Annotated in this window: 22 protein-coding genes; 17 read left to right on the top strand and 5 right to left on the bottom strand. The window is 38.0% G+C overall.

The window, feature by feature from the left end; genetic code table 11:
- Window positions 1-102: 102 nt before the first annotated feature.
- Window positions 103-717, top strand: a complete 615-nt coding sequence (locus N4270_RS00390; protein ID WP_260094816.1) for a DUF4230 domain-containing protein — start codon at window positions 103-105, stop codon at window positions 715-717.
- Here N4270_RS00390 and N4270_RS00385 read toward each other — a convergent pair.
- Window positions 712-1,017: a rhodanese-like domain-containing protein gene (locus N4270_RS00385; protein ID WP_260094815.1), complete on the bottom strand. Its 306-nt coding sequence runs from the start codon at window positions 1,015-1,017 to the stop codon at window positions 712-714. The two genes, N4270_RS00390 and N4270_RS00385, sit on opposite strands and share 6 nt — an antisense overlap.
- A 46-nt stretch (window positions 1,018-1,063) precedes the next feature.
- On the opposite strand from N4270_RS00385, the gene N4270_RS00380 reads away from it, so the two are divergent.
- The 16 genes from N4270_RS00380 to N4270_RS00305 all read left to right on the top strand — a co-directional run bounded on the left by N4270_RS00380 (window position 1,064) and on the right by N4270_RS00305 (window position 18,937).
- A complete protein-coding gene (locus N4270_RS00380) occupies window positions 1,064-1,633 on the top strand; it encodes a TetR/AcrR family transcriptional regulator (RefSeq protein ID WP_204346986.1) in 570 nt (189 codons plus the stop codon).
- A gap of 69 nt (window positions 1,634-1,702) precedes the next feature.
- Window positions 1,703-2,776: an FAD-binding oxidoreductase gene (locus tag N4270_RS00375; protein ID WP_260094814.1), complete on the top strand. Its 1,074-nt coding sequence runs from the start codon at window positions 1,703-1,705 to the stop codon at window positions 2,774-2,776.
- Window positions 2,777-3,377: 601 nt separating this feature from the next.
- Window positions 3,378-4,334 carry a 1,2-phenylacetyl-CoA epoxidase subunit PaaA gene (paaA, locus tag N4270_RS00370; RefSeq protein ID WP_260094813.1) on the top strand — a complete coding sequence of 319 codons (957 nt, stop codon included), beginning with the start codon at window positions 3,378-3,380 and terminating at the stop codon, window positions 4,332-4,334.
- Window positions 4,335-4,431: 97 nt separating this feature from the next.
- On the top strand, window positions 4,432-4,722 hold the full coding sequence (gene paaB / locus N4270_RS00365; protein WP_204346989.1) for a 1,2-phenylacetyl-CoA epoxidase subunit PaaB: 291 nt from the start codon (window positions 4,432-4,434) through the stop codon (window positions 4,720-4,722).
- A 52-nt stretch (window positions 4,723-4,774) separates the two neighbouring features.
- Window positions 4,775-5,530, top strand: a complete 756-nt coding sequence (paaC, locus tag N4270_RS00360; protein ID WP_260094812.1) for a 1,2-phenylacetyl-CoA epoxidase subunit PaaC — start codon at window positions 4,775-4,777, stop codon at window positions 5,528-5,530.
- Between the two features lie 127 nt (window positions 5,531-5,657).
- Window positions 5,658-6,158 carry a 1,2-phenylacetyl-CoA epoxidase subunit PaaD gene (gene paaD / locus N4270_RS00355; RefSeq protein WP_204346991.1) on the top strand — a complete coding sequence of 167 codons (501 nt, stop codon included), beginning with the start codon at window positions 5,658-5,660 and terminating at the stop codon, window positions 6,156-6,158.
- A 301-nt stretch (window positions 6,159-6,459) separates the two neighbouring features.
- Window positions 6,460-7,245, top strand: a complete 786-nt coding sequence (locus tag N4270_RS00350; protein ID WP_260094811.1) for an enoyl-CoA hydratase-related protein — start codon at window positions 6,460-6,462, stop codon at window positions 7,243-7,245.
- A 53-nt stretch (window positions 7,246-7,298) separates the two neighbouring features.
- The gene (locus N4270_RS00345; RefSeq protein WP_260094810.1) at window positions 7,299-8,483 is read left to right on the top strand and encodes a 3-hydroxyacyl-CoA dehydrogenase NAD-binding domain-containing protein; all 1,185 of its coding nucleotides are present in this window, start codon (window positions 7,299-7,301) and stop codon (window positions 8,481-8,483) included.
- 71 nt (window positions 8,484-8,554) lie between these two features.
- Window positions 8,555-8,959 carry a PaaI family thioesterase gene (locus N4270_RS00340; protein WP_260094809.1) on the top strand — a complete coding sequence of 135 codons (405 nt, stop codon included), beginning with the start codon at window positions 8,555-8,557 and terminating at the stop codon, window positions 8,957-8,959.
- A gap of 245 nt (window positions 8,960-9,204) precedes the next feature.
- Window positions 9,205-10,419 carry a 3-oxoadipyl-CoA thiolase gene (pcaF, locus tag N4270_RS00335; protein WP_260094808.1) on the top strand — a complete coding sequence of 405 codons (1,215 nt, stop codon included), beginning with the start codon at window positions 9,205-9,207 and terminating at the stop codon, window positions 10,417-10,419.
- Window positions 10,420-10,710: 291 nt separating this feature from the next.
- Window positions 10,711-13,254: a phenylacetic acid degradation bifunctional protein PaaZ gene (gene paaZ, locus N4270_RS00330; protein ID WP_260094807.1), complete on the top strand. Its 2,544-nt coding sequence runs from the start codon at window positions 10,711-10,713 to the stop codon at window positions 13,252-13,254.
- A 63-nt stretch (window positions 13,255-13,317) separates the two neighbouring features.
- The gene (locus N4270_RS00325) at window positions 13,318-14,070 is read left to right on the top strand and encodes an enoyl-CoA hydratase/isomerase family protein (RefSeq protein ID WP_260094806.1); all 753 of its coding nucleotides are present in this window, start codon (window positions 13,318-13,320) and stop codon (window positions 14,068-14,070) included.
- A gap of 230 nt (window positions 14,071-14,300) precedes the next feature.
- Window positions 14,301-14,897, top strand: a complete 597-nt coding sequence (locus tag N4270_RS00320) for a transferase hexapeptide repeat family protein (RefSeq protein ID WP_260094805.1) — start codon at window positions 14,301-14,303, stop codon at window positions 14,895-14,897.
- A 136-nt stretch (window positions 14,898-15,033) separates the two neighbouring features.
- Window positions 15,034-16,347 (top strand): dihydrolipoamide acetyltransferase family protein, encoded by a 1,314-nt coding sequence (locus N4270_RS00315; protein ID WP_260094804.1) that lies wholly within the window; start codon window positions 15,034-15,036, stop codon window positions 16,345-16,347.
- Window positions 16,348-16,430: 83 nt separating this feature from the next.
- Window positions 16,431-18,497: a thiamine pyrophosphate-dependent enzyme gene (locus N4270_RS00310; RefSeq protein ID WP_260094803.1), complete on the top strand. Its 2,067-nt coding sequence runs from the start codon at window positions 16,431-16,433 to the stop codon at window positions 18,495-18,497.
- Window positions 18,498-18,565: 68 nt separating this feature from the next.
- Complete coding sequence (locus tag N4270_RS00305; RefSeq protein WP_260094802.1) at window positions 18,566-18,937, top strand: hypothetical protein; 372 nt, start codon at window positions 18,566-18,568, stop codon at window positions 18,935-18,937.
- 50 nt (window positions 18,938-18,987) lie between these two features.
- Here N4270_RS00305 and N4270_RS00300 read toward each other — a convergent pair whose 3' ends face one another.
- From N4270_RS00300 to N4270_RS00285, 4 genes are all read right to left on the bottom strand, one after another.
- Window positions 18,988-20,664, bottom strand: a complete 1,677-nt coding sequence (locus N4270_RS00300; RefSeq protein WP_260094801.1) for a SulP family inorganic anion transporter — start codon at window positions 20,662-20,664, stop codon at window positions 18,988-18,990.
- 130 nt (window positions 20,665-20,794) lie between these two features.
- Window positions 20,795-21,349, bottom strand: coding sequence for a DUF4136 domain-containing protein (locus N4270_RS00295; protein ID WP_260094800.1), 555 nt, complete (start codon window positions 21,347-21,349; stop codon window positions 20,795-20,797).
- Between the two features lie 19 nt (window positions 21,350-21,368).
- On the bottom strand, window positions 21,369-23,369 hold the full coding sequence (locus tag N4270_RS00290; protein WP_260094799.1) for a urocanate hydratase: 2,001 nt from the start codon (window positions 23,367-23,369) through the stop codon (window positions 21,369-21,371).
- The gene (locus tag N4270_RS00285; protein ID WP_260094798.1) at window positions 23,369-23,554 is read right to left on the bottom strand and encodes a DUF5522 domain-containing protein; all 186 of its coding nucleotides are present in this window, start codon (window positions 23,552-23,554) and stop codon (window positions 23,369-23,371) included. The genes N4270_RS00290 and N4270_RS00285 overlap by 1 nt, the downstream gene beginning before the upstream one ends.
- Window positions 23,555-23,573: the final 19 nt, after the last annotated feature.

The raw sequence follows: 23,573 nt of genomic DNA, 5'->3' as shown, positions 1-23,573 counted from the left end.
AGAAATCGACTATATTTGAACTGCTGTCAATTCAATACTAAATGACATTAGTTAGGCTTCTCTGTCGAAGAAAACTAATGTTTTTTTTATGTATATTAACACATGCGAAAAATACTATTTGGAGTTGTTGTAACATTAATTGTGCTCTTCACATTTAAATATTGTGGTGATCAAAAAGAAGATGAAATCATACTTCAGGAACACACAGCACTCATCAGAGAACAGATTAAAAATGTTGGTAAACTGGTCGTTACCGAAGGCCATTTTAGTGAAGTTTTTACCTATAAAAATTCTAAGGCTGTTTTTGCAGATTTAATCGAAGCTAAAAAACAAGCTATTGTTATCGTCAATGCCGATGTGACCATTGGATACGACTTAAGCTTGATAGAATATGAAATTGACGAACTCAATAAAACACTTCGCATTATAAATATTCCAAAGGAAGAAATTAAAATCAGTCCAGATTTTGAATACTACGATATTCAAGCCGATTTTCTCAATCAGTTTGAAGCCAAAGATTATAATGCTATCAAAGAAACCGTCAACAAATCACTCATGAAAAAAATTGAGGCTTCCGATTTAAAATCAAACGCCCAAAACCGACTCATTAGTGAGCTTGCTAAATTTTATATTCTGACCAATTCTATGGGTTGGACACTAGAATATAACCAAAATCCTATTGAGTCTTCCGAAGAACTGCAGTCGTTAAAATTATAGTTTATGTTTGACGCTTACCCAACCGCCACCATTAATGGCGTCTATATTGTTGAGGTTTAAAAACTTTGCAGCCTTTGCCGAGCGCACACCACTTTCACAACATGCAATAATAGGTTTGTTAAGCGCTTTAACTTCCCCAACACGATTATTTAACTCATTTAAAGGAATATGAACCGAACCTTCAACATGGCCTTGATCCCATTCACGCTGTGTTCTTACATCTAAAATAATGGCTCCATTTTCAATATACTGCTCTACCTGACGCTTTTTCGCCCCAAATATGAAACTTAAAAATCCCATAGTGTCTTTTTTGTTTAAATTTACGAAGAATTACAATACTTAGTTTTTGAAACAGGAAACACGTAAAGACGAAATCATAAATACCGCAGCAAAACTCTTTAAAGAAAAAGGGTATAGCGCTGTTACTATGCGCGACCTGGCAACAGCTATGGGAATTAAAGCCGCAAGTCTGTACAATCATATCAATTCTAAACAAGACATCCTAAAAGCAATTATCATTTCTATTGCTGAAGAGTTTACAAACGGCATGGAAACAATTATCCAGTCTCAAGATTCGAGTATTTCCAAACTCAAAAGCGTCGTCACACTTCATGTGAATATTACAGCAAACAACACTAATGGGATGGCATCTTTAAATAATGACTGGATGCATCTTGAAGATCAATTGAACTACTATCTTCAACTTCGGAATGACTACGAGGCTAATTTTCTTAACATCATAAAAGAGGGTGTTTCTTCCTTAGAAATTAAAGATAGTAATCCCGAAATCATCATGTTCTCTATGCTAACCACTTTACGTTCATTGTATTTGTGGATTCCCAAAAAAGAAGATCTTAAGTCAAACGATTTGGCTGATAATTTAAGTGAAGTTCTCATTGAAGGAATTAACAAATAGTTATCAAATAATTTTGTAAATTTGTAAACGAAACTAACAATTGTTAGTTTGTTGTTTTAAGTACAAGTTATGGCAGAATTTCACAATGTAACAATTGCAGATATTTACAAAGAAACTGAAGATACCTCAGTAGTAACTTTCGATATTCCATCTGAATTACAAGAAACCTTTAAATTCAGACAAGGGCAACATCTTACTCTTAAAGCCGATATAAATGGCGAAGATGTGCGTCGTTCATATTCTTTGTGTTCTAGTCCATCTGAAAATCAATGGAAAGTCGCTGTAAAATTAATTCCTGGCGGAAAGTTTTCAACTTTCATCAACGATACATTAAAAGCAGGAGATCAGCTCGAAGTTATGACACCTAGCGGAACTTTTGGTGTTGAGGTAAACGCTGAAACGTCAAAAAATTACTTGTTTTTTGCAGCAGGTAGCGGGATTACACCTGTTTTGTCAATGATAAAAGCGCATCTTAAAGCTGAACCCAATTCGACATGTAAATTGTTTTATGTCAATAAAACAGCAAAATCCATTATCTTTAAAGAAGAACTGGAACAACTTAGAAATACCTATTTCGGACGACTGGAAATCTATTATTTCCTAACCAAAGAGCGTCGTGATATCGAACTGTTTAATGGACGTTTTGATGATGAAAAAATGAAAGTCCTCACCAAAACATTTATTGATATTCCCGATACCAGCGAAGTGTTTCTTTGCGGACCAGAACAAATGGTCAATTATGTAAGTGAGTATTTAATAAATGCTGGTTTGCCAAAAGAATTGGTGCATTTTGAATTGTTTGTTACCGGATTGTCAGATGAGGATATCAAACGTGCCGAACGTCTGGCGCAACAAAATGTTGAAGGTATTGAAGTCACGATTGTCGATGGCGGAAAAGAATTTGTGTTCACCATGACCAAAGAATACGACAATATCCTTGATGCAGCTTTAGGTGCTGGAGCCGATTTGCCTTTTGCGTGTAAAGGTGGTGTGTGTAGTACCTGTAAATGTGAAGTGAAAGAAGGTGCTGTCGAAATGAAAATCAATTATGCTTTAGATGATAAAGAAGTGAGTCAGAATCTGGTATTGAGTTGTCAGGCTGTACCAACATCAGATAAAGTGGTGGTCGATTTTGATGTGTAAACGTGTTTGTTAAGAACGTCATTCTGAACACGTTTATTCATAAATATCTAATGTAAATTAAGGTATTCATGAATCTTTGATTTCAGAATCGCATCATAAAAGTTAAAAACAGGAGTCCATGGTGGTTTGTGGTAATTTACAAAGCAACTATTGGAGTCTCAAAGTAAATCAAATCGTCATTCTGAACTTGTTTCAGAATCACATTATAAGAGTAAAAAAACAAGAGTCCATTATGGTTTGTTATAAACTAACCTTTGAACCTTAAAAAAACAAAGACGTCATTCTGAACACGTTTATTCATAAATATCTAATGTAAATTAAGGTATTCATGAATCTTTGATTTCAGAATGGCATCATAAAAGTTAAAAACAGGAGTCCATGGTGGTTTGTGGTAATTTACAAAGCAACTATTGGAGTCTCAAAGTAAATCAAATCGTCATTCTGAACTTGTTTCAGAATCACATTATTAAAATAAAGTATAAGTTCCATCACTATCATTAAGTATGAGTGAAATTGGTATTGGAACCTTAAAATATATTGAAAAAGAAAACTAAAAGTTCAACACGCTAAAGGCAAACGCCAATAGCTAAAAGCTAAAAAAATGAGTGAAGAACAAATTAAAAATCTAGAAAAGCAATTTGAAGAACGAATTGCAAGGGACGAAAAAATCGAACCTAAAGACTGGATGCCCGAAAAGTATCGTAAAACCCATATCCGACAAATGTCACAGCATGCGCATTCTGAAATCGTAGGTATGCTACCCGAAGGCAACTGGATTACTAGAGCGCCTTCCTTAAGACGTAAAGTCGCTTTGCTTGCAAAAGTGCAGGATGAAGCTGGTCACGGACTCTATTTGTATTCCGCTACCGAAACCTTAGGGGTGTCCAGAGACGAACTTTACGAACAGTTGCACTCAGGAAAAGCCAAGTACTCATCCATTTTTAATTACCCAACCATTACTTGGGCCGACATGGGAGCTATTGGATGGTTGGTTGATGGTGCTGCGATTATCAATCAGGTGCCGCTTTGTAACACCTCGTACGGTCCTTATGCCAGAGCCATGATTCGTGTGTGTAAAGAAGAAAGCTTTCACCAACGTCAAGGCTATGAAATCATGATGAAATTAGCAAAAGGAACACCTGAGCAAAAAGAGATGGCTCAAGATGCTCTCAACCGATGGTGGTGGCCAAGTTTAATGATGTTAGGACCAACCGATGATGTCTCAGTTCATACAGAACAATCTATGAAATGGAAACTAAAACGAAAATCAAACGATGACTTACGTCAGCAATTTATAGATCAAACGGTTCCTCAAGCGGATTTAATCGGACTCACAATTCCTGATCCCGATTTAAAATGGAATGAAGAACGGCAAAGCTACGATTTTGGCGAAATTGATTGGGATGAGTTCTGGCAAGTTGTTAAAGGTCATGGGCCTTGCAACAAAGAACGAATGAAAGCCAGAGTAGGCGCATGGGAACGTGGCGAATGGGTTCGTGATGCCGCTATGGCTCACGCTGAAAAGAAACAAAAACGCCAAGAAAAACAAGCCGTTTAGTTCAAGAGACGTCATACTGAACTTGTTTCAGTATCTCATTAGGAAAAAAGAAATACAACAAACAGACTCCTATTAAATAGGAATAACAATAAACATCATGTCAAATAAAAAAAACTGGCCACTTTGGGAAATCTTCGTCAGAAGTAAAAACGGATTAGAACACCGTCATTTTGGTAGCCTTCATGCTGCAGATGCTGATATGGCTCTCGAAAATGCAAGAGATGTGTATACAAGACGTAATGAAGGTGTGAGTATTTGGGTTGTAGAATCCAAACACATTACCGCGTCCAATCCAGAAAATAATGGCGAATTGTTTGAGCCTGCTCAGGATAAAGTGTATCGTCACCCAACATTTTATGATTTACCAGATGAAGTAAAACATATGTAATGCTAACGTCATTTTGAACGTGTTTCAGAATCTCATTATTTAAAGATTAAATATGAAAAACGAAAACTTATACAACTACATCCTCGGAATAGCCGATAACAGCCTCATCCTTGGTCAGCGCATGGGTGAACTCTGTGGACACGGACCAACTTTAGAAACAGATATTGCTTGCACCAATATTTCTTTAGATCTATTTGGGCAAGTGCGCAGCTATTACCAGTATGCAGCCAAAATTGCAGGAGATGATAGAACCGAAGATGATATCGCAATGCTTCGTAAAGAACGTGAGTACAAAAATGTATTGCTGGTAGAACAACCTAATACGGATTTCGCCTATACGATCGGACGCCAATTTTTATTTGATGTTTATCATTTAGCATTCCTTGCAGAATTACAAAAAAGTAATGACCTGACCCTGTCTGCCATTGCTAATAAATGCATAAAGGAAGTGAGTTACCATGAGCGTTTTTCTTCAGATTGGGTAAAGCGTCTCGGTGATGGTACCGAAGAAAGTAACCAGAAAATGCAAGCAGCTATCAACGATTTGTGGACCTATACAGACGAACTATTTCACCAAACCGAAGCCGATAAAGCCATGGTTGCCGAAGGCGTTGGCGTCGACGTAACCCAATTAAAAGAGAAGTATTACAAACAAGTAAATGAGCTTCTAAAAGAAGCAAATCTCGAAATTCCTGAATCTAAATGGTTCCAAAAAGGAGGTAAAGAGGGTATTCATACAGAGCATTTAGGGTATTTATTAAGCGACTTGCAATACATGCAACGCACCTATCCAAATATGGAGTGGTAAAAATTCCTGCGAAAGCAGGAATCTCATAAGCCGATAAAAGAAATGTCATCCTGAACTTGATTCAGGATCTCATCATAAAAAGAATTAGATGTTATTCAGAGCAAAGTGAAGAATCTCATTTTAAGTTATGACAACAACAGAACAAAATATAGACAACATCTTAATTCCAATTCTGGAACAGGTTTCAGATCCAGAAATTCCAGTATTATCTATTATGGATATGGGAGTTGTTCGTTCTGCTGTGATTATAAATAATAAAGTTAAAGTCGAAATCACACCAACCTACAGTGGTTGCCCAGCAATGGATGTGATAGGCGATGATATAAAAAAAGCACTAAAAGATGCAGGTTATGAATCTGAAATTGATTTGATTTTGCATCCGGCTTGGACAACCGATTGGATCACTCCAAGAGGTCGAAAAGCATTAGAAGATTACGGTATAGCAGCACCTTTAGATGCCGAAGCAGATAAGGAGGTATTGTTAAACGGTAAACGAATCGTAAAGTGTACCCATTGTGGTTCGCAAAACACACGACTCGTCAGTCAGTTTGGTTCAACAGCATGCAAAGCACAATTTCAGTGCGACGATTGCCAGGAACCTTTCGACTATTTTAAATGTTTAAAGTAAGTATGGCGTTACCCAAGGGTCGCGCTTTCACTACTCGCTCTTTTCAAGGAGCTCAAACAAACCGTTCAATCGCTAACGCGAAAATGGTTTTGTATATAATAATTGACCTACTAAAGGTTGACGTAAAATTTGAATTGAAGAATTCGTTGAAGGCTTCCGCTTGTTCGAATTCAGCTTTTTAGCTGAAAAGGTCGGAAGATTAAGAATTCAAAAGAAAAATTTAGTCAAGGTTTAGTCAGTCTAGATTTTTTTGTTTCTTTTTTCATCAATGGAAAAAAGAAAAGAGATAAAAATAATAGGTATGAGCAATAATTCAATTCTTTTAAAAATTGAAAACAAAGTAGCGTATATCACGCTCAACAGACCAGAAGTCTTTAATAGCTTCAATCGAGAGATGGCATTTAGTCTTCAATCTGTTTTAGATGACTGCAAAACCAATGCTGAGGTGAGAGCCATCGTGCTCACTGGAAACGGAAAAGCATTTTGTGCAGGTCAGGATTTAAAAGAAGTCACAGACCCAGAGTTAAATCCCGGATTTAAAAAAATTCTGGACGAACATTACAATCCAATCATTACCAGAATTCGTGCTATAAAAAAACCAGTTATTGCAGCAGTTAATGGCGTAGCAGCTGGAGCAGGAGCAAATATTGCGTTGGCTTGTGATATTGTAGTGGCGCATGAAAACGTGAGTTTTATTCAGGCGTTTAGTTTAATTGGTTTGGTGCCTGATAGTGCAGGAACGTTCTTTTTGCCGAGATTAATCGGTTTTCAGAAAGCTTTAGCCTTGGCGATGTTAGGAGATAAAATTTCTGCAAGTGACGCTGAAGATATGGGTATGATTTACAAGTGTGTTCCTACAGAAGAATTTGAAACAACTATTGAAAAATTAGCTGTAAAACTAGCCAACATGCCAACCAAGGCGTTGGGTATGATTAAAGAATTGTTCAATCAATCGATGACCAATGATTTAGAGGCGCAACTGGCTTTAGAATCTAAATTGCAGATAGAGGCAGCACAAAGCGAAGACTATGCCGAAGGTGTTGCTGCATTTATAGAAAAACGTAAACCTAATTTTAAAGGCAAATAACATTGAATCGTCATCCTGAACTTGATTCAGGATCTCAATATATAAGAAAACACATGAACGTAGGAATTATAGGAAGTGGAACAATGGGAAGTGGCATCGCACAAGTGGCAGCCACTGCTGGTTGTCAAGTGAAATTATACGATACCAATCAAGCGGCTTTAGACAAGGCAAAAGCTTCATTGGAAAACATTTTATCACGTTTAATTGAAAAAGGACGAATTGATGCTTCTGAAAAAAACAGAATCCAAAGTAATATCAATTATATCAATAGCTTAAAAGATTTAAGTGATTCAAACTTAACCATCGAAGCCATTATTGAAAATCTGGACATCAAACAAAAGGTCTTTTCAGAACTTGAAGGCTATGTGTCTGAAGATTGTATCATCGCGTCAAACACATCCAGTTTGTCCATTGCATCCATTGCTGCATCACTGAAGAAGCCTGAGCGTTGTATCGGAATTCATTTTTTCAATCCAGCGCCTTTAATGAATTTAGTTGAGGTGATTCCTGCGATTCAAACATCTAAAGAGGTGCTACAAAAATCAATTGAGACCATTTCCGATTGGAAAAAAGTGGTAGCCGTAGCCAAAGACACACCTGGTTTTATTGTCAATAGAGTGGCGCGACCTTTTTACGGTGAAGCTTTAAGAATTTATGAAGAAGGAATTGCCGATTTTGAAACTATTGATTATAGTTTAAAGACCTTAGGAGGTTTCAGAATGGGACCTTTTGAATTGATGGATTTTATCGGAAATGATGTGAATTATACCGTTACGGAAACCGTGTTTACAGCCTTTTATTTCGATCCGAGATACAAGCCAGCATTCACTCAAAAACGTTTTGCTGAAGCTGGTTACTTAGGACGTAAATCTGGAAAAGGTTATTATGACTACGATGCCAATGGAAAGCTAATATCACGTCATGCTGAAGGTGTTTCAGAATCTCATAATACCGAGTTGGCAGAACAAATTTTTAACCGTGTTTTAGTCATGCTCATCAACGAAGCTGCCGATGCGTTGTTTCTGAATATCGCTTCCGCAGAAGATATTGATAATGCCATGACCAAAGGCGTCAATTATCCAAAAGGATTATTGGCTTGGGCAGATGAAAAAGGCATCGATTGGTGTGTCAATACTATGGATGAATTATATAACGACTATCACGAAGATCGCTATCGTTGTAGTCCGTTGTTACGTAAAATGCATAGAGAAAACAAAACATTTTTTAATAAAGCATAAGGTCATACTGAACGTGTTTCAGTATCACATAATTAATAAAAACTGAGTTTCTATAGTAGAGGAAGGTAAACATGAAAGGAGAACAAATTCCATATAAAATGCTATCACAAGATGCCTACAGCCAATGGTTGGGGATCGAAATTCTAGAATGTGAAATCGGACGTTGTAAAGTGGCTATGACCATTCGAAAAGACATGTTGAATAGTATGAATAAAGCACATGGCGGAATTAGTTATTCATTAGCAGATACGGCTTTCGGTTTTGCAGCTAATACGCATGGTAAATATGCGGTATCTATTGAAACCAGTATCAATCATATTGAAGCTTTAGACGAAGGTGATTATATCGTTGCAGAATCAGTAATTGAGAAAGTAAACAATAAGCTCGGTTTTAATATCATAGAAGTGAAACGCGGAGACGAATTAGTAGCCCTTTTTAAAGGGGTTGTCTATAGAACTCAAAAAGATTGGGAATAAAATTCCTGCGAAGGCAGGAATCTCTTAGTAGAAAGAAAATGAATTTTGACTAAGAAAAAAAACATAACAAGTAGGTGCGTTAGGGATTGATGTGGCATCCTTTTTTACATCCGTTCGAGTGAAATTGCTTTTAGCAATTTTGAATTGAGAACAAGTAAAAAAGATATAACGGAAAGCCCGACCTTTAGGGAACGCTAAAAAGAATATTAATAATTAAAAGATACCTGCTTTCGCAGGCATTTAAAATGAAAGAAGCATATATCATTGATGGCATAAGAACGCCAATAGGAAATTACAAAGGCACCCTATCTGCCGTTAGAACAGACGATTTAGGCGCTCTAGTCATCTCAGAAGTCGTAAAACGTAATCCGAACATCCCAAAAGAAGCTTATGACGATGTCATTATGGGTTGCGCCAATCAAGCAGGAGAAGACAACCGTAACGTAGCACGAATGTCTTCACTGTTAGCAGGATTGCCATTTACAGTCCCAGGAGAAACGGTAAACCGCTTATGTAGTTCAGGATTATCTGCAATCATACATGCCAACAGAGCGATTAAAGCAGGCGATGGTGATCTGTTTATTTCTGGAGGTGTGGAGAACATGACACGTGGACCCTACGTGATTGCTAAACCGTCAAGTGGTTTTGGCAACGATTCTAAAATGTACGACTCAAGCTTTGGATGGCGTTTTGTTAATCCGAAAATGCACGAAATGTACGGCACAGATGGAATGGGAAACACCGCAGAAAACTTGGTCGAAAAATATAATATTTCTCGTGAAGATCAGGATCAATTTGCACATTGGAGTCAGATGAAAGCCACCAAAGCTCAAGAAAACGGAAGACTTGCTAAAGAAATTGTAACCGTAGAAATTCCGCAACGTAAAAAAGATCCCATCCGATTTTCAAAAGATGAATTTGTGAAGCCAACAACCTCTTTAGAAGTATTAGGGAAATTACGTCCTGCGTTCAAAAAAGATGGCGGAAGCGTCACTGCAGGAAATTCATCAGGTTTAAATGATGGTGCAGCTGCTACGATTATCGCTTCCGAAGATGCTGTTAAAAAATATAACCTTGAGCCTTTAGCTCGAATTGTGAGTTCTGCTGTGGTTGGAGTCGAGCCGAGAATTATGGGTATTGGTCCTGTTCAAGCGTCTAACAAAGCTTTGGAAAAAGCAGGATTAACCATGGACGATATGGATGTTATCGAGCTTAACGAAGCTTTTGCTGCTCAAGCCTTAGCCTGTACAAGAGCTTGGGGATTAGCAGATGACGATCCAAGATTAAACCCAAATGGTGGTTCGATTGCTATTGGTCATCCTTTAGGAGTCACAGGAACACGAATAGCCTATTCTGCAGCTGTAGAATTGCAGGAACAAAATAAAAAATATGCCTTGGTAACCATGTGTATTGGTGTCGGACAAGGGTATGCTGCGATTATTGAACGAATTCCTGCGTAGGCAGGAATCTCATTAAAAAGAAGAATGAAACATTGGTACGTCTATATAATGACAAATAAACCAAGTGGAGTAATTTATATGGTGTAACAGATAATATTGTTGAAAGAGTAAGAGAACGACAATTCAAAAAGTGGAAACGTGAATGGAAAGTGAAATTAATAGTAGATATGAATCCAAGTTGGTTTGATTTAAGTACAAATTGGAATTTAGATAATAAAGAGTTTAGAATTAATAAGTAAAAGATACCTGCTGGAGTTTATCTTGAGCGGAGTCGAAAGACAGGCATTGGTTATGAACAAAATACAACACTACGTCCAAGGAAACTGGACAACAGGAAACGAAGAAGGAACACCAATTCTAGATGCAATCACTGGTGAAGCATTTACAAGTGTCGCTATTGAAGGATTGGATATTCCCGAAATACTAAACTACGGAAGAACCAAAGGAAGCGAGCAACTTCGTAAAATGACCTTCCAAGAGAGAGGTAATATGCTCAAAAAGTTAGCATTATATCTGACTAAGCGTAAAGATGCATTTTATGATTTGAGCTACAGAACTGGAGCGACTAAAGTAGATAGCTGGATAGACATCGAAGGTGGTTTCGGAAACTTATTTGCCAATGCTTCACTAAGAAAATTATTTCCAAACCAACCCTTTCATGTCGAAGGGGATGCTATCGATTTATCTCGTGGCGGACGCTTTATGGCGCATCATATTATGGTGCCTAAAAAAGGTGTTGCCGTACATATTAATGCCTTTAACTTCCCGGTTTGGGGCATGCTTGAAAAATGTGCAGTCAATTGGATGGCAGGTGTTCCGGCTGTGGTGTTACCTGCACCTTCTTCTTCTTATTTGGCGGAGGCTGTTGCACGAACGATCATCGATTCTGGAATTTTGCCTGAAGGTGCTTTGCAAATTATAAACGGAACGGTTAAAACAATCCTCGATACTGTAGAATCTCAAGATGTTGTGACCTTCACAGGTTCAGCACAAACGGGACGTTTATTAAAAGCGCATCCTAGACTCATTCAGGAATCTGTACCTTTTACTATGGAAGCCGATTCGCTTAATGCTTCTATTTTGGGTGAAGATGCGGTTCCTGGTACACCAGAATTTGATTTGTTTATCAAAGAAGTTCGTAAAGAAATGACTGTTAAAGCGGGACAAAAATGTACAGCGATACGCCGAATTATTGTTCCTGAAAACGTAGTTGAAGACGTACAAATAGCTCTAGGAAACGCTTTAGATAAAGTCACTATTGGAGATCCACGATTAAAAGAAGTCAGAATGGGATCGCTTGTGAGCCGTCAACAAGTTCAGGCAGTTAGAGATTCTGTAAACGACTTAGCTAAAGAAGCACAAATTGTGTATGGCGATTTAGACAAAATTGAAACCATTGGTGCAGATGCCAAAAAAGGTGCGTTTATTAGTCCGATTTTATTAAGAGCCGATCATCCGTTCCAAAATACAGTGATTCATGAACGTGAGGCGTTCGGACCAGTAAGCACAATCATGCCTTATAAAAATTTAGACGAAGCCATTACATTAGCGCAAATGGGTAAAGGGTCTTTGGTATCTTCCATCGCAACAAACGATGATAAAATTGCTAGAGACTATGTTGTTAATGCTGCCAGTCATCATGGAAGAATTTTAGTATTGAACCGAGAAAGCGCTAAAGAAAGTACTGGTCATGGTTCACCATTACCATATTTAGTTCATGGTGGTCCAGGTCGTGCTGGTGGTGGCGAAGAAATGGGTGGCATGCGTGGTATTAAGCATTATTTGCAACGTACAGCAATTCAAGGATCTCCAACAACCATTACCGAAATCACTGGGATTTACCAACAAAATGCAAAGTATAAGGAAGCTGAACAGCATCCATTTAAATACCATTGGGAAGACATCCAGCCAGGTATGTCGCTAAAAACCCATAAGCGTACGATAACCGATACCGATATCATCAACTTTGCCAATGTCACATGGGATCATTTTTATGCGCATACCGATATCACGTCTCTCGACGGAAGTATTTTTGAAAAAAGAACAGCGCATGGCTATTTCATTATTTCTGCAGCTGCAGGATTATTTGTCTACCCAAATAAAGGTCCAGTAGCCGCAAATTACGGTTTAGATAGTATTCGTTTTTTACGACCATTGTATCATAACGACACCATTGATGTGCGACTCACCTGTAAGGAAAAAGTAGATCGTGATGTCGCTTCAGCCGAACATCCAAGCGGTATTGTAAAATGGCATGTCGAAGTGTTTGATGCCAACTTTGAGAATAGACCTGAAAGTCAAAAAAATCAAAAAGACAGTCCTTTAGTAGCTGTAGCCACTATTTTAACGATGGTTCAGAAAAAACAAGAGACGTTTGTGGAGATGACTGAAGCTAAAATTAATGAATGTTTATCTAAGCTTTCTGAAGATACAAAACCAAAATGGGGAATCATGACTGCCCAACACATGATCGAGCATTTAGAATACACTTATAAAATTTCGTCGGGAGAGATTCAGGATTTTGAAATCGCAACCCCTGAAAAGATATTAGAAAAGGTACATCATAGTCTGTATAACTATGATAAGTTTCCAAAAAACAGTCACTTTCCACATTTGGAAAAAGACACCTTAGATGATTTAAAACATCCAGACTTAGCTACAGCCATAGAAAAGTTTAAGGAGCAAAGGGAAAAGTATATTCAATTTTTCAAAGAACACCCGGAAGCTAAACTAAAGAATTTAGTGTTCGGAGAATTAAATAAATACGAATCGTATTTGCTTGAAAGAAAACATCTGAACCATCATTTTGAACAATTCGGATTATTAGATAATTAAAAACAAGAATCAAGAACCAAGATTGTCTTGATTCTTGATTCTATAAATCTTGATTCTTAAATCATGACACAACCATACGTAACATTAGACATTAAAAACGAAGTAGGATACATCGAGTTTTTTCATCCTGCTCATAACTCTTTGCCAGGAGATGTATTGGCGAAATTAGCACAAACCATTACTGATGCAGGACAAAACGATGCTATTAAAGTCATCGTTCTTAAAAGTGGAGGCGACAGAACCTTTTGTGCTGGCGCAAGCTTTAAAGAACTCATTAGTATTAATGATGCAGCAACAGGGAAAGTCTTCTTTTCAGGATTTGCCAACGTCATCAATGCCATGCGCAAGTGTCCGAAATTTATCATCGGACGCATCCAAGGGAAAACCGTTGGAGGAGGAGTTGGATTAGCCGCATCAACCGATTATTGTATGGCCACAACATTTGCAGCCATCAAATTGAGTGAGCTGAATATTGGGATCGGACCATTTGTGGTCGGACCAGCAATTGAGCGCAAAATGGGATTAAGCGCCATGTCTCAAATCGCTATTGATGCCAATTCGTTTTATCCAGCAGAATGGGCGAAACAAAAAGGACTCTATACGCATGTTTATGAAAGTACTGAAGAACTTGATGAAGCTGTAAAAACAACCGCTGAGCATTTGTGTACCTATAATACCGAAGCAATGCTGGAAATGAAAAAAGTCTTCTGGAAAGGCACTGATGACTGGGACGAACTATTGGCCGAACGCGCGCAAACTAGCGGACGATTAGTATTGTCAGACTTTACCAAAGAGAAATTGAAAGGATTTAAATAAAAGATAGAAATTAGACCATTACGCTGTTAGGGGTAAGAACCAAGATGGCAGGAGGTCATCGTTGAAATGCAGAATATGAAAATCAAATCGTTAAGAATTTCTGAAACCTTGGAAGAAATTTAGGTTTTATTTTTGGTTTTCAAACTCGGTAAGAGATTGAAAAATTCCTCATTTCAACTTGAACTTTTGGTTCGTTTTGTTTCAAGACAAAATGAACATAAATAAATAGTATGATATACGAATTCAAAGGCTACACACCAGTTGTTCACGAAAGCAGTTTCGTGCATCCACTAGCTGCCGTAACAGGAAATGTTATTATTGGCAAAAACTGTTATATCGGTCCAGGCGCTGCCATTCGTGGCGATTGGGGACAAATCATTTTGGAAGATGGTGTCAACGTTCAGGAAAACTGTACCATACACATGTTTCCAGGAAAGTCGATCACGCTTAAAGCAAGTGCGCACGTTGGTCATGGCGCCATTATTCATGGTGCTAATTTGGGGAGAAATTGCCTCATCGGCATGAACACCGTCATTATGGATGATGCCGAAATTGGAGACGAATCTATCGTGGGAGCTATGGCTTTTATAAAGGCTGAAACGATCATCCCAAAGCGCAGTTTAGTGGTTGGGAATCCAGCAAAAGTCATCAAGCAAGTAAGCGACGAGATGATTGCCTGGAAAACAAAAGGAACGCAATTATATCAGCAATTACCCAAAGATTGCCATGACACTTTAAAAGCTGTCGAGCCATTGAGAGAAGTGCCAGAAAACATGACAATGCAGGAAGAGGCTTATAAAACGTTAAGAGATACATTTAAGACGTAGTTGGGCGTTACCGCAAGGGTCGCGCTTTACACTATATCTTTTTTAAGAAAAATAAAAAAGGATGCCGTTTCAATCGCTAACGCAAATGGAACCATCTTTCAAGAGAGAACAAACTAACAAACGCTAGTTAATACAAATGTCGAAATTCGAACTTAAAATGCCCAAAATGGGCGAAAGCATAACAGAAGGAACCATTATTAATTGGTTGATACATGAAGGCGATACTTTTGATGAAGGTGATATCATTCTGGAAGTCGCTACCGATAAAGTAGATAATGAAGTGCCAGCACCAGCTTCAGGAACACTTACAAAAACCATGTTTCAGGCAAAAGATGTCGTTCCTGTTGGTGAAGTGATTGCAATTCTAGAAGTTTCAGAAAAGGATACGAAATTAAAGTCGGAACCAAATTTGACATCGGAAACTCAAAAGGCATCTAAAACAGTCAGTACGAGCACAGTCGAGAATAAGCCTAGTGAAAAAAGAAAAAAACCTTCAGTTTCAAAGTCTTTTTCGGTTTCAAATTCTAATACCTTCTTCTCACCATTAATTATTAAAATCGCAAAAGAACATCACATTAGCTTTGAAGAGTTGGCACGTATTCCTGCAACAGGACATGAAGGTCGCTTGCGTAAAAGCGATGTGTTTCAATATATAGAAGACGGACGACCTTATAAATTTGCACAGCCAGTAGCACAAGATCCAACAGCCTATCGTATTCCGCAGTTGTCGTTCGATAAAGGCAAAGGCAAAGTGATTGAAATGGATCGCATGCGTCAAATGATCGCCGATCATATGGTGTATTCTAAACATACCTCGCCTCACGTTACGGCTTATGTAGAAGCCGATTTAACCAACATGGTCAACTGGCGAGATGCCAACAAAAAGGCTTTTCAGGAAAAATATGGTGAGCGATTAACCTTTACACCTTTGTTTGTAGAAGCAGTAGCCAAAGCGGTTAAAGATTTTCCAAATATTAATGCCTCAGTTGATGGTCATGCTATCATCGTAAAAGAAGACATAAACATCGGCATGGCAACCGCATTGCCAAGTGGGAATTTAATAGTGCCTGTGGTTAAAAATGCAGATACTAAAGATTTAAAAACCTTAGCTGAAAATGTCAATGAGCTCGCTGGAAAAGCAAGAGACAATAAATTGGCTGGTGATGACATCAAAGGAAGTACGTTTACCATTTCAAACGTTGGTACGTTTGGTAGTGTTATGGGAACGCCAATTATCAATCAGCCCGAAGTCGCAATTTTAGCGCTTGGGATTATTAAAAAGCGACCAGAAGTTATCACAACCGAAAAAGGTGACGAAATCGCCATACGCAGTATGATGTACTTATCCTTGTCTTTTGATCATCGTGTGGTCGACGGATTTTTAGGAGGAAGCTTCGTACGTCGTGTAGCTGATTATTTCGAACAATTTGATGTCAATAGAGAAATTTAATAAAATGTCATTCAGAGCGAAGCGAAGAATCTTTGAAAAGATTGCGAGATCGTTTCACGACTTACAATGACAAAATAAAGACAATGAACAAAAACATACTTAAAAAAGGATTTTCAAAACTTTGCACAGCTAAGGCTATGGCCGAATTATACGAAGCCAATTTTAAACAGGTTTCAAAATATGTGCATGCGACTTCACGAGGTCACGAAGCGATTCAGGTTGCTTTAGGCTTACAGCTAAAACCTCAGGATTATGCATTTCCGTATTATAGAGATGATGCCATGCTACTGGCATTTGGATTAGAGCCTTACGATCTCATGTTGCAGCTTTTGGCTAAAAAAGACGATCCGTTTTCAGGAGGACGGACTTATTATTCGCATCCGAGTTTAAAGGATGACGATAAACCAAAAATTCCACATCAATCCTCTGCAACAGGCATGCAAACTATTCCTGCAACAGGTGTGGCTATGGGTATGCAGTATAAAGAACTTCAAGGAATACCACATAACAATTCCAGCAAGAGTGAGATAATAGAGCCACCTTTGGTGGTTTGTAGTTTAGGTGATGCTTCTGTAACCGAAGGAGAAATTGCTGAAGCCTTTCAAATGGCTGCTTTAAAGCAAATGCCTATTTTGTATTTAGTGCAAGATAATGGCTGGGATATTTCGGCAAATGAAGCCGAAACCAGAGCACAAAATGCAGCAGAATACGCTGCTGGCTTTCATGGTTTAGAAGCCATTTCTATTGATGGCGCTAATTTTACTGAAAGTTATGAAGCGCTTGAAACCGTTATTAAAACCATTCGTGAGGAAAGACGACCATTTCTGGTTCATGCTAAAGTACCCTTATTAAATCATCATACCTCTGGTGTTCGCATGGAATGGTATCGTGATGATTTAGAGGAAGCACGTTCACGTGATCCTTATCCGGTTTTGAAGCAACAATTACTAGATGCTGGTTGTACGGAAACAGAAATTGAAACGATAGAAAATTCCGCGAAAGCGAAAGTAGAAGCAGATTTCAAAAACGCCTTAAAAGCAGAAGATCCAAAACCAGAAGATTTATTTACCAACGATTTTGTGCCAACGCCAATTACAGAAGAACAAGGGGAGCGTACGCCAGAAGGCGCAGATAAAGTCGTGATGGTTGATTGTGCTTTGTTTGCCGTTGAAGAGTTGATGAAAAAGCATAAAGAATGCTTGCTTTATGGGCAAGATGTTGGTGGTCGTTTGGGAGGCGTCTTCAGAGAAGCTGCGACCTTAGCTCAAAAATTTGGAGACGACAGAGTGTTTAATACACCTATTCAAGAAGCCTTTATTGTAGGTTCAACTGTTGGGATGAGTGCTGTCGGCTTAAAACCAATCGTTGAGGTTCAGTTTGCCGATTATATCTGGCCTGGATTAAATCAATTGTTTACTGAAGTGAGTCGCAGTTGCTATTTATCCAACGGAAAATGGCCTGTAAGTATGATTTTGCGTGTGCCTATTGGAGCCTATGGAAGTGGTGGTCCTTACCATTCGTCATCGGTAGAAAGTGTGATTACCAATATTCGAGGGATTAAAATTGCTTATCCGAGTAATGGCGCAGATTTAAAAGGCTTGATGAAAGCGGCATATTATGATCCTAATCCTGTAGTGATATTAGAGCACAAAGGCTTGTATTGGTCTAAAGTGAAAGGCACTCAAGGCGCAACTTCAGTAGAGCCTAGCGAAGATTATGTGTTACCATTTGGTAAAGCGTGGGTATTGCAAGAAATCTGGAAGCAAGAGCAATTAGAAACACTAACGATTGTAACCTACGGAATGGGTGTGCATTGGGCTTATAATGCATCAGGAGAACTGGATATGCGAGATCAGATTGAAATTATCGATTTGAGAACTTTATTTCCATTGGATGAAGACACGATTATGAAGTCTGTAAAGAAAACAGGTAAATGTTTAGTAGTTACCGAAGAACCTTCAAATAACAGTTTTGCAAGAGCTTTAGCTGGAAAAATTCAGGAAGAGTGCTTCAAATATTTGGATGCACCTGTGATGACCATTGGTAGTGAAAATATGCCTGCTATTCCTTTAAATTCAACTTTAGAGGAAACAATGATTCCTTCCACAGAAAAAGTAAAAGCTAAGATTAAACAATTATTAAGTTATTAAGACTATATTTATTTAAATTAATTCTTTGAATTTTGTATATTGAACCTTTAAATACAATAACTACTATTATGAAAAAGTCACTACTCTTATTAACATTCGCGTGTTTTTTATTTGCAGGTAACCAACTATCATTTGCTCAAAAAGCAGTTAGTAAGGATAATACAACGATTAAGAACACAAATGATGCCGCTAAAAATGATGCGCTGAAAGTCATAAATTTACTAAAACGTGAGACGAAGGTAAGCTCGGATCAAAAAAACGAGATTTATGAAGTTTTTGTTGTCGTAAATAAAAAGAAAAGTGCTATAGAAAATATTACAGATGCTGCTGAGCAAAAGGCGAAATTAACAAAGCTTCATGAGTTTACTAATGAGCAATTACAAAAAGTATTAACGAGTGAACAGTTTGCGCTTTATACCAAAAAGATGACAGCTCATTAAATAGCGTATTAATTAAATAAAAAAAGTGACCACAAAATGGTCACTTTTTTTTATATGTTGTATTCAGAAAGAGGTTTCGTAAACTTTTCTGGATCAGCGGCTAAGTGATATCTTGGGTCATCGATATCTTCAATGATGACTTCTTTAAATTTAGGACTAGCTTTATACATGAGTTCCTTGCAGTCTTTACTAAGGTGCTTTAATTTAATGGTCTTGCCTTCGGCTTCATATTTGTTGACTAAATTGAAGATAGCCTCCAAAGCAGAATGATCACTAACTCTAGATTCAACAAAATCTATTTCTATATTTTGAGGGTCATTTTTGACATCAAATTTAGAATTGAAATTTTGTATGGAACCAAAAAATAATGGGCCCCAAATTTCGTAGGTTTTTGTGCCATCGGCTTGAATGCGTTTACGAGCTCTAATCATGGTTGCATTTTTCCAGGCAAAAACAAGTGCCGAAATAATAACACCTGCAATAACAGCCACTGCTAAATCTTTCCAAACAGTAATAGCAGATACAGCAATTAAAACCAAGGCATCTGATAATGGTATTTTTCTAATAATTCTGAAACTACTCCAGGCAAATGTACCGATAACAACCATAAACATAACGCCAACTAAAGCGGCAATCGGGATTTGTTCAATTAGAGGTGCGCCAAATAGTACAAAACATAATAAGGCAACAGCAGCAATAGCTCCAGATAATCGTCCGCGACCACCAGAATCTACATTAATAATCGATTGTCCGATCATCGCACATCCGCCCATTCCGCCAAAAAGGCCATTCAGCATATTGGCGCTACCTTGAGCAATACACTCTCGGTTTCCGTTACCTCTGGTTTCGGTAATTTCATCAACAAGATTAAGTGTCATTAATGATTCTATTAAACCTACAGCAGCGAGAATAAATGCCGTAGAAATAATAAGATCCCAATGTCCAGCTAAGGTTCCGAAAAGACCAAATATTTGATCTTGAAATGTTGGGAGTCCACCCTCGAGGCCTTTTCCGCCACCTTCTTGAATAAATGAACCAACGGTACTCATTTCAATTCCACCAAAAATAGTAATACAAGCGACTACAATTATAGCAATTAACGCAGCAGGAATCTTTTTAGTAAGTTTTGGTAAACCAAACATAATTCCCATAGTTAAACCAATGAAGGCTAACATTTTCCATAGCGCTGTATTAGAGAATAAGTATGAAAACCATTCAGAAGTGTTCTTCCAAATCGATATATCTTTAGGAACAGCATTTGGGAATAAGCCCAACTGCGAGAGGAAAATAACAATGGCTAAACCGTTAACAAATCCCATCATAACAGGATGCGGAATGAGACGGACAAACTTTCCTAGTTTAAAAACACCAGCTAAAATTTGAATGCCTCCAACAAATAGTAAGGTTATGAATAGCCATTGCAGTCCTAGATTTTCTATAGGAACATCTAATCCCAGACCAACCTCATTTCCTTTTTGGATTAAATGCACCATGACGACAGCCATGGCTCCAGTTGCTCCAGAAATCATTCCGGGACGCCCGCCAAAAAGTGCAGTAACTATACCCATCATAAAGGCACCGTAAAGTCCGACAAGAGGATCTACTCCAGCAACAAATGCAAAAGCCACAGCTTCTGGGACTAATGCTAAAGCCACAGTTAATCCTGAAAGGATATCGTTTTTTGGGTTTTGGGTAAAATTTTTTCTGGTTGTTTGGCCTAGTATCATAATACTTCATTTAAAAGTCGGCAAATATAGCGTTTTAGAAATGAAGTGTAAAATATTGACTAAGGCTACAAAAAAAACGCCAATGTAATTAACATTAGCGTTTTAATTATTTTTAGATGTTTAAAGGTCTTTATTGTGCTAAGTTAGGCGGATAGCTTTCCATAATCTTAGTGACAAATTCTTTAATTTTTGCTTCTTTCTTTTCAACACTTCTTTGAGTCAAAAGTCCAGTTCCCATGCCTTGCCATACCAATTCTTTTTTATTGGCGTCAATTAAATCGACATATAATGTGCCTTCAGTTCTCGTTGAAACAGATGGTTGCGTATTCCAGCCCCAGCCCCAACCTGGTCTGAAGCCTCCCCAGCCCCAGCCACCGTAGCCCCAGGCATTATTGTAAACGTTTACGCGTTGTTCAGACTTTGTAAAAATGCTGACTAATAAATCTGGATTTTCAGATTTGGTAAAGCCTTGAGCTAATAATTCACTTTCGATAGCACGTAGGATTCTACGTTTATCTAGGTCGCTAATTTCAGCTTTATCAATTCCTGTTTTAAAAAAGGCAAAAGTTTTGTAGTTATTAAATTCAGCATTTTTATCGTAATCAGCTGCAACCCTAACAGAACTACATGAGGCGATAACTAATGTTAGTACAGCTATCGGTAATAATTTGAGTAGTTTTTTCATAATGTTTAATTTTTTTTAATTATAACGAGTTAAATAAGTCCTCATCTACTATATTAGGAATCGTCACCTTTAAATTAGGCTCAATTTCCATAGCACGTTTAATTGCAAAAACGGCACCTTCATTTCTAGCCCAATTTCGTCTAGCAATTCCGTTATTGACATCCCAAAAAAGCATTGCTTTTAAACGTTGTGATGCTTCTATACTACCATCAAGAACCATACCAAAACCACCATTAATGACTTCGCCCCAGCCAACACCACCACCATTGTGTATGCTAACCCAAGTTGCTCCTCTAAAGCTATCGCCTATAACATTATGTATCGCCATGTCTGCTGTAAAGCGGGAGCCATCATAAATATTACTGGTTTCACGATAAGGGGAATCGGTTCCTGAGACATCGTGATGGTCACGGCCTAATACTACAGGTCCAATTTCTCCTCTGGAAATAGCATTGTTGAAGGCTTCGGCTATTTTCATACGGCCTTCGGCATCTGCATATAAAATTCGGGCTTGCGAGCCCACAACTAGTTTATTCTCTTGAGCACCTTTTATCCATTGGATATTATCGGCCATTTGTTGTCGTATTTCTTCCGGAGCGTTTTTCTTTATAGTTTCTAAAACTTCACATGCGATAGTATCTGTTTGTACTAAGTCTTCAGGCTTTCCAGAAGCACAAACCCATCTAAATGGTCCAAATCCGTAGTCGAAACACATAGGTCCCATGATATCCTGAACATAAGACGGATACTTGAAATCTATACCATTTTCGGCCATGATATCAGCGCCGGCACGAGAAGCTTCAAGTAGAAATGCATTTCCGTAGTCGAAAAAATAAGTCCCTTTTGCGGTGTGTTTGTTTATGGCAGCGGCATGTCTTCGTAAGGTTTCTTGGACTTTCTCTTTAAACAATTCTGGCTGGTTAGCCATCATCTCGTTAGATGCTTCAAAAGTCATATCGACTGGATAATAACCGCCAGCCCAAGGATTATGAAGTGACGTTTGATCACTTCCTAAATCGATATGTATGTTTTCTTGATCAAATTTTTCCCAAACATCGACGATGTTTCCTAAATAAGCGATAGAAATGGTTTCTTTTTCAGTTTTTGCTTTTTGCACACGAGCAACCAACGCATTTAAATCGGTAATTTTTTCATCAATCCAACCTTGATCCAGACGAACTTGAGTGATTTTCGGATTGATTTCGGCACAAACTGTGATACAACCAGCAATATTTCCTGCTTTTGGTTGAGCACCAGACATGCCGCCAAGACCTGAGGTTACAAATAGGTTACCTTTAGGTGATTTTTTTATTTTTCTAAATCCGTTTAAAACGGTGATTGTTGTCCCGTGTACGATACCTTGCGGACCAATATACATATAACTTCCGGCAGTCATTTGTCCGTATTGAGTCACACCTAGCGCGTTAAATTTTTCCCAATCATCAGGTTTCGAATAATTAGGAATCATCATTCCGTTAGTCACTACAACTCTTGGAGCTTCTTTGTGACTAGGGAATAAACCCATTGGATGCCCAGAGTACATCACTAAAGTTTGTTCATCGGTCATTTCAGATAAATACTTCATCGTGAGTCTGTATTGTGCCCAATTAGAAAATACAGCTCCATTGCCACCATAGGTAATCAGTTCGTGAGGATGTTGCGCAACAGCATTATCCAGATTGTTCTGAATCATAAGCATAATTGCAGCGGCTTGTTTTGATTTTGAAGGATAGTCGTCAATAGGTCTCGCGTACATTTTATAAGTAGGTCGCAGGCGGTACATATAGATTCTTCCGTAGGTTTCAAGCTCGTTTTTAAATTCGGGTAACAAAGTAGCATGCTGTGACTTATCAAAATAACGTAAGGCATTTTTTAGAGCTAATTTTTGTTCTTCCGAAGTTAAAATCGCTTTTCGTTTTGGGGCATGATTAATCGATGAGTCAAACGGTTGAGATTGAGGTAAAACGTTTGGTATTCCTTCTTTTATTTGATCTTTGAATGATAATGTAGTTGTTGGCATTACTTTTTTTTTAAAGTAGTTTTACTTGACTTAAGCGCAGTTGAAGGATTAAAACCATAAGGGCAATGTCTGCAACCACTTTCACAACAATATCCTCTTTTTAAGTGATATTGCTCGGTAAAGCAGCGGTAACCTTCTGGTGTTAAATAAAAATCACCTTCTTCTACTGGAATTATCTTCTTCATATCACAAAGATAATGTAAA

The sequence above is a fragment of the Psychroserpens sp. SPM9 genome, assembly GCF_025153525.1.
Classification (GTDB): domain Bacteria; phylum Bacteroidota; class Bacteroidia; order Flavobacteriales; family Flavobacteriaceae; genus Psychroserpens.
Note: the sequence above shows the minus strand (reverse complement) of the source record. Positions and strands in the feature narration are given on the sequence as shown.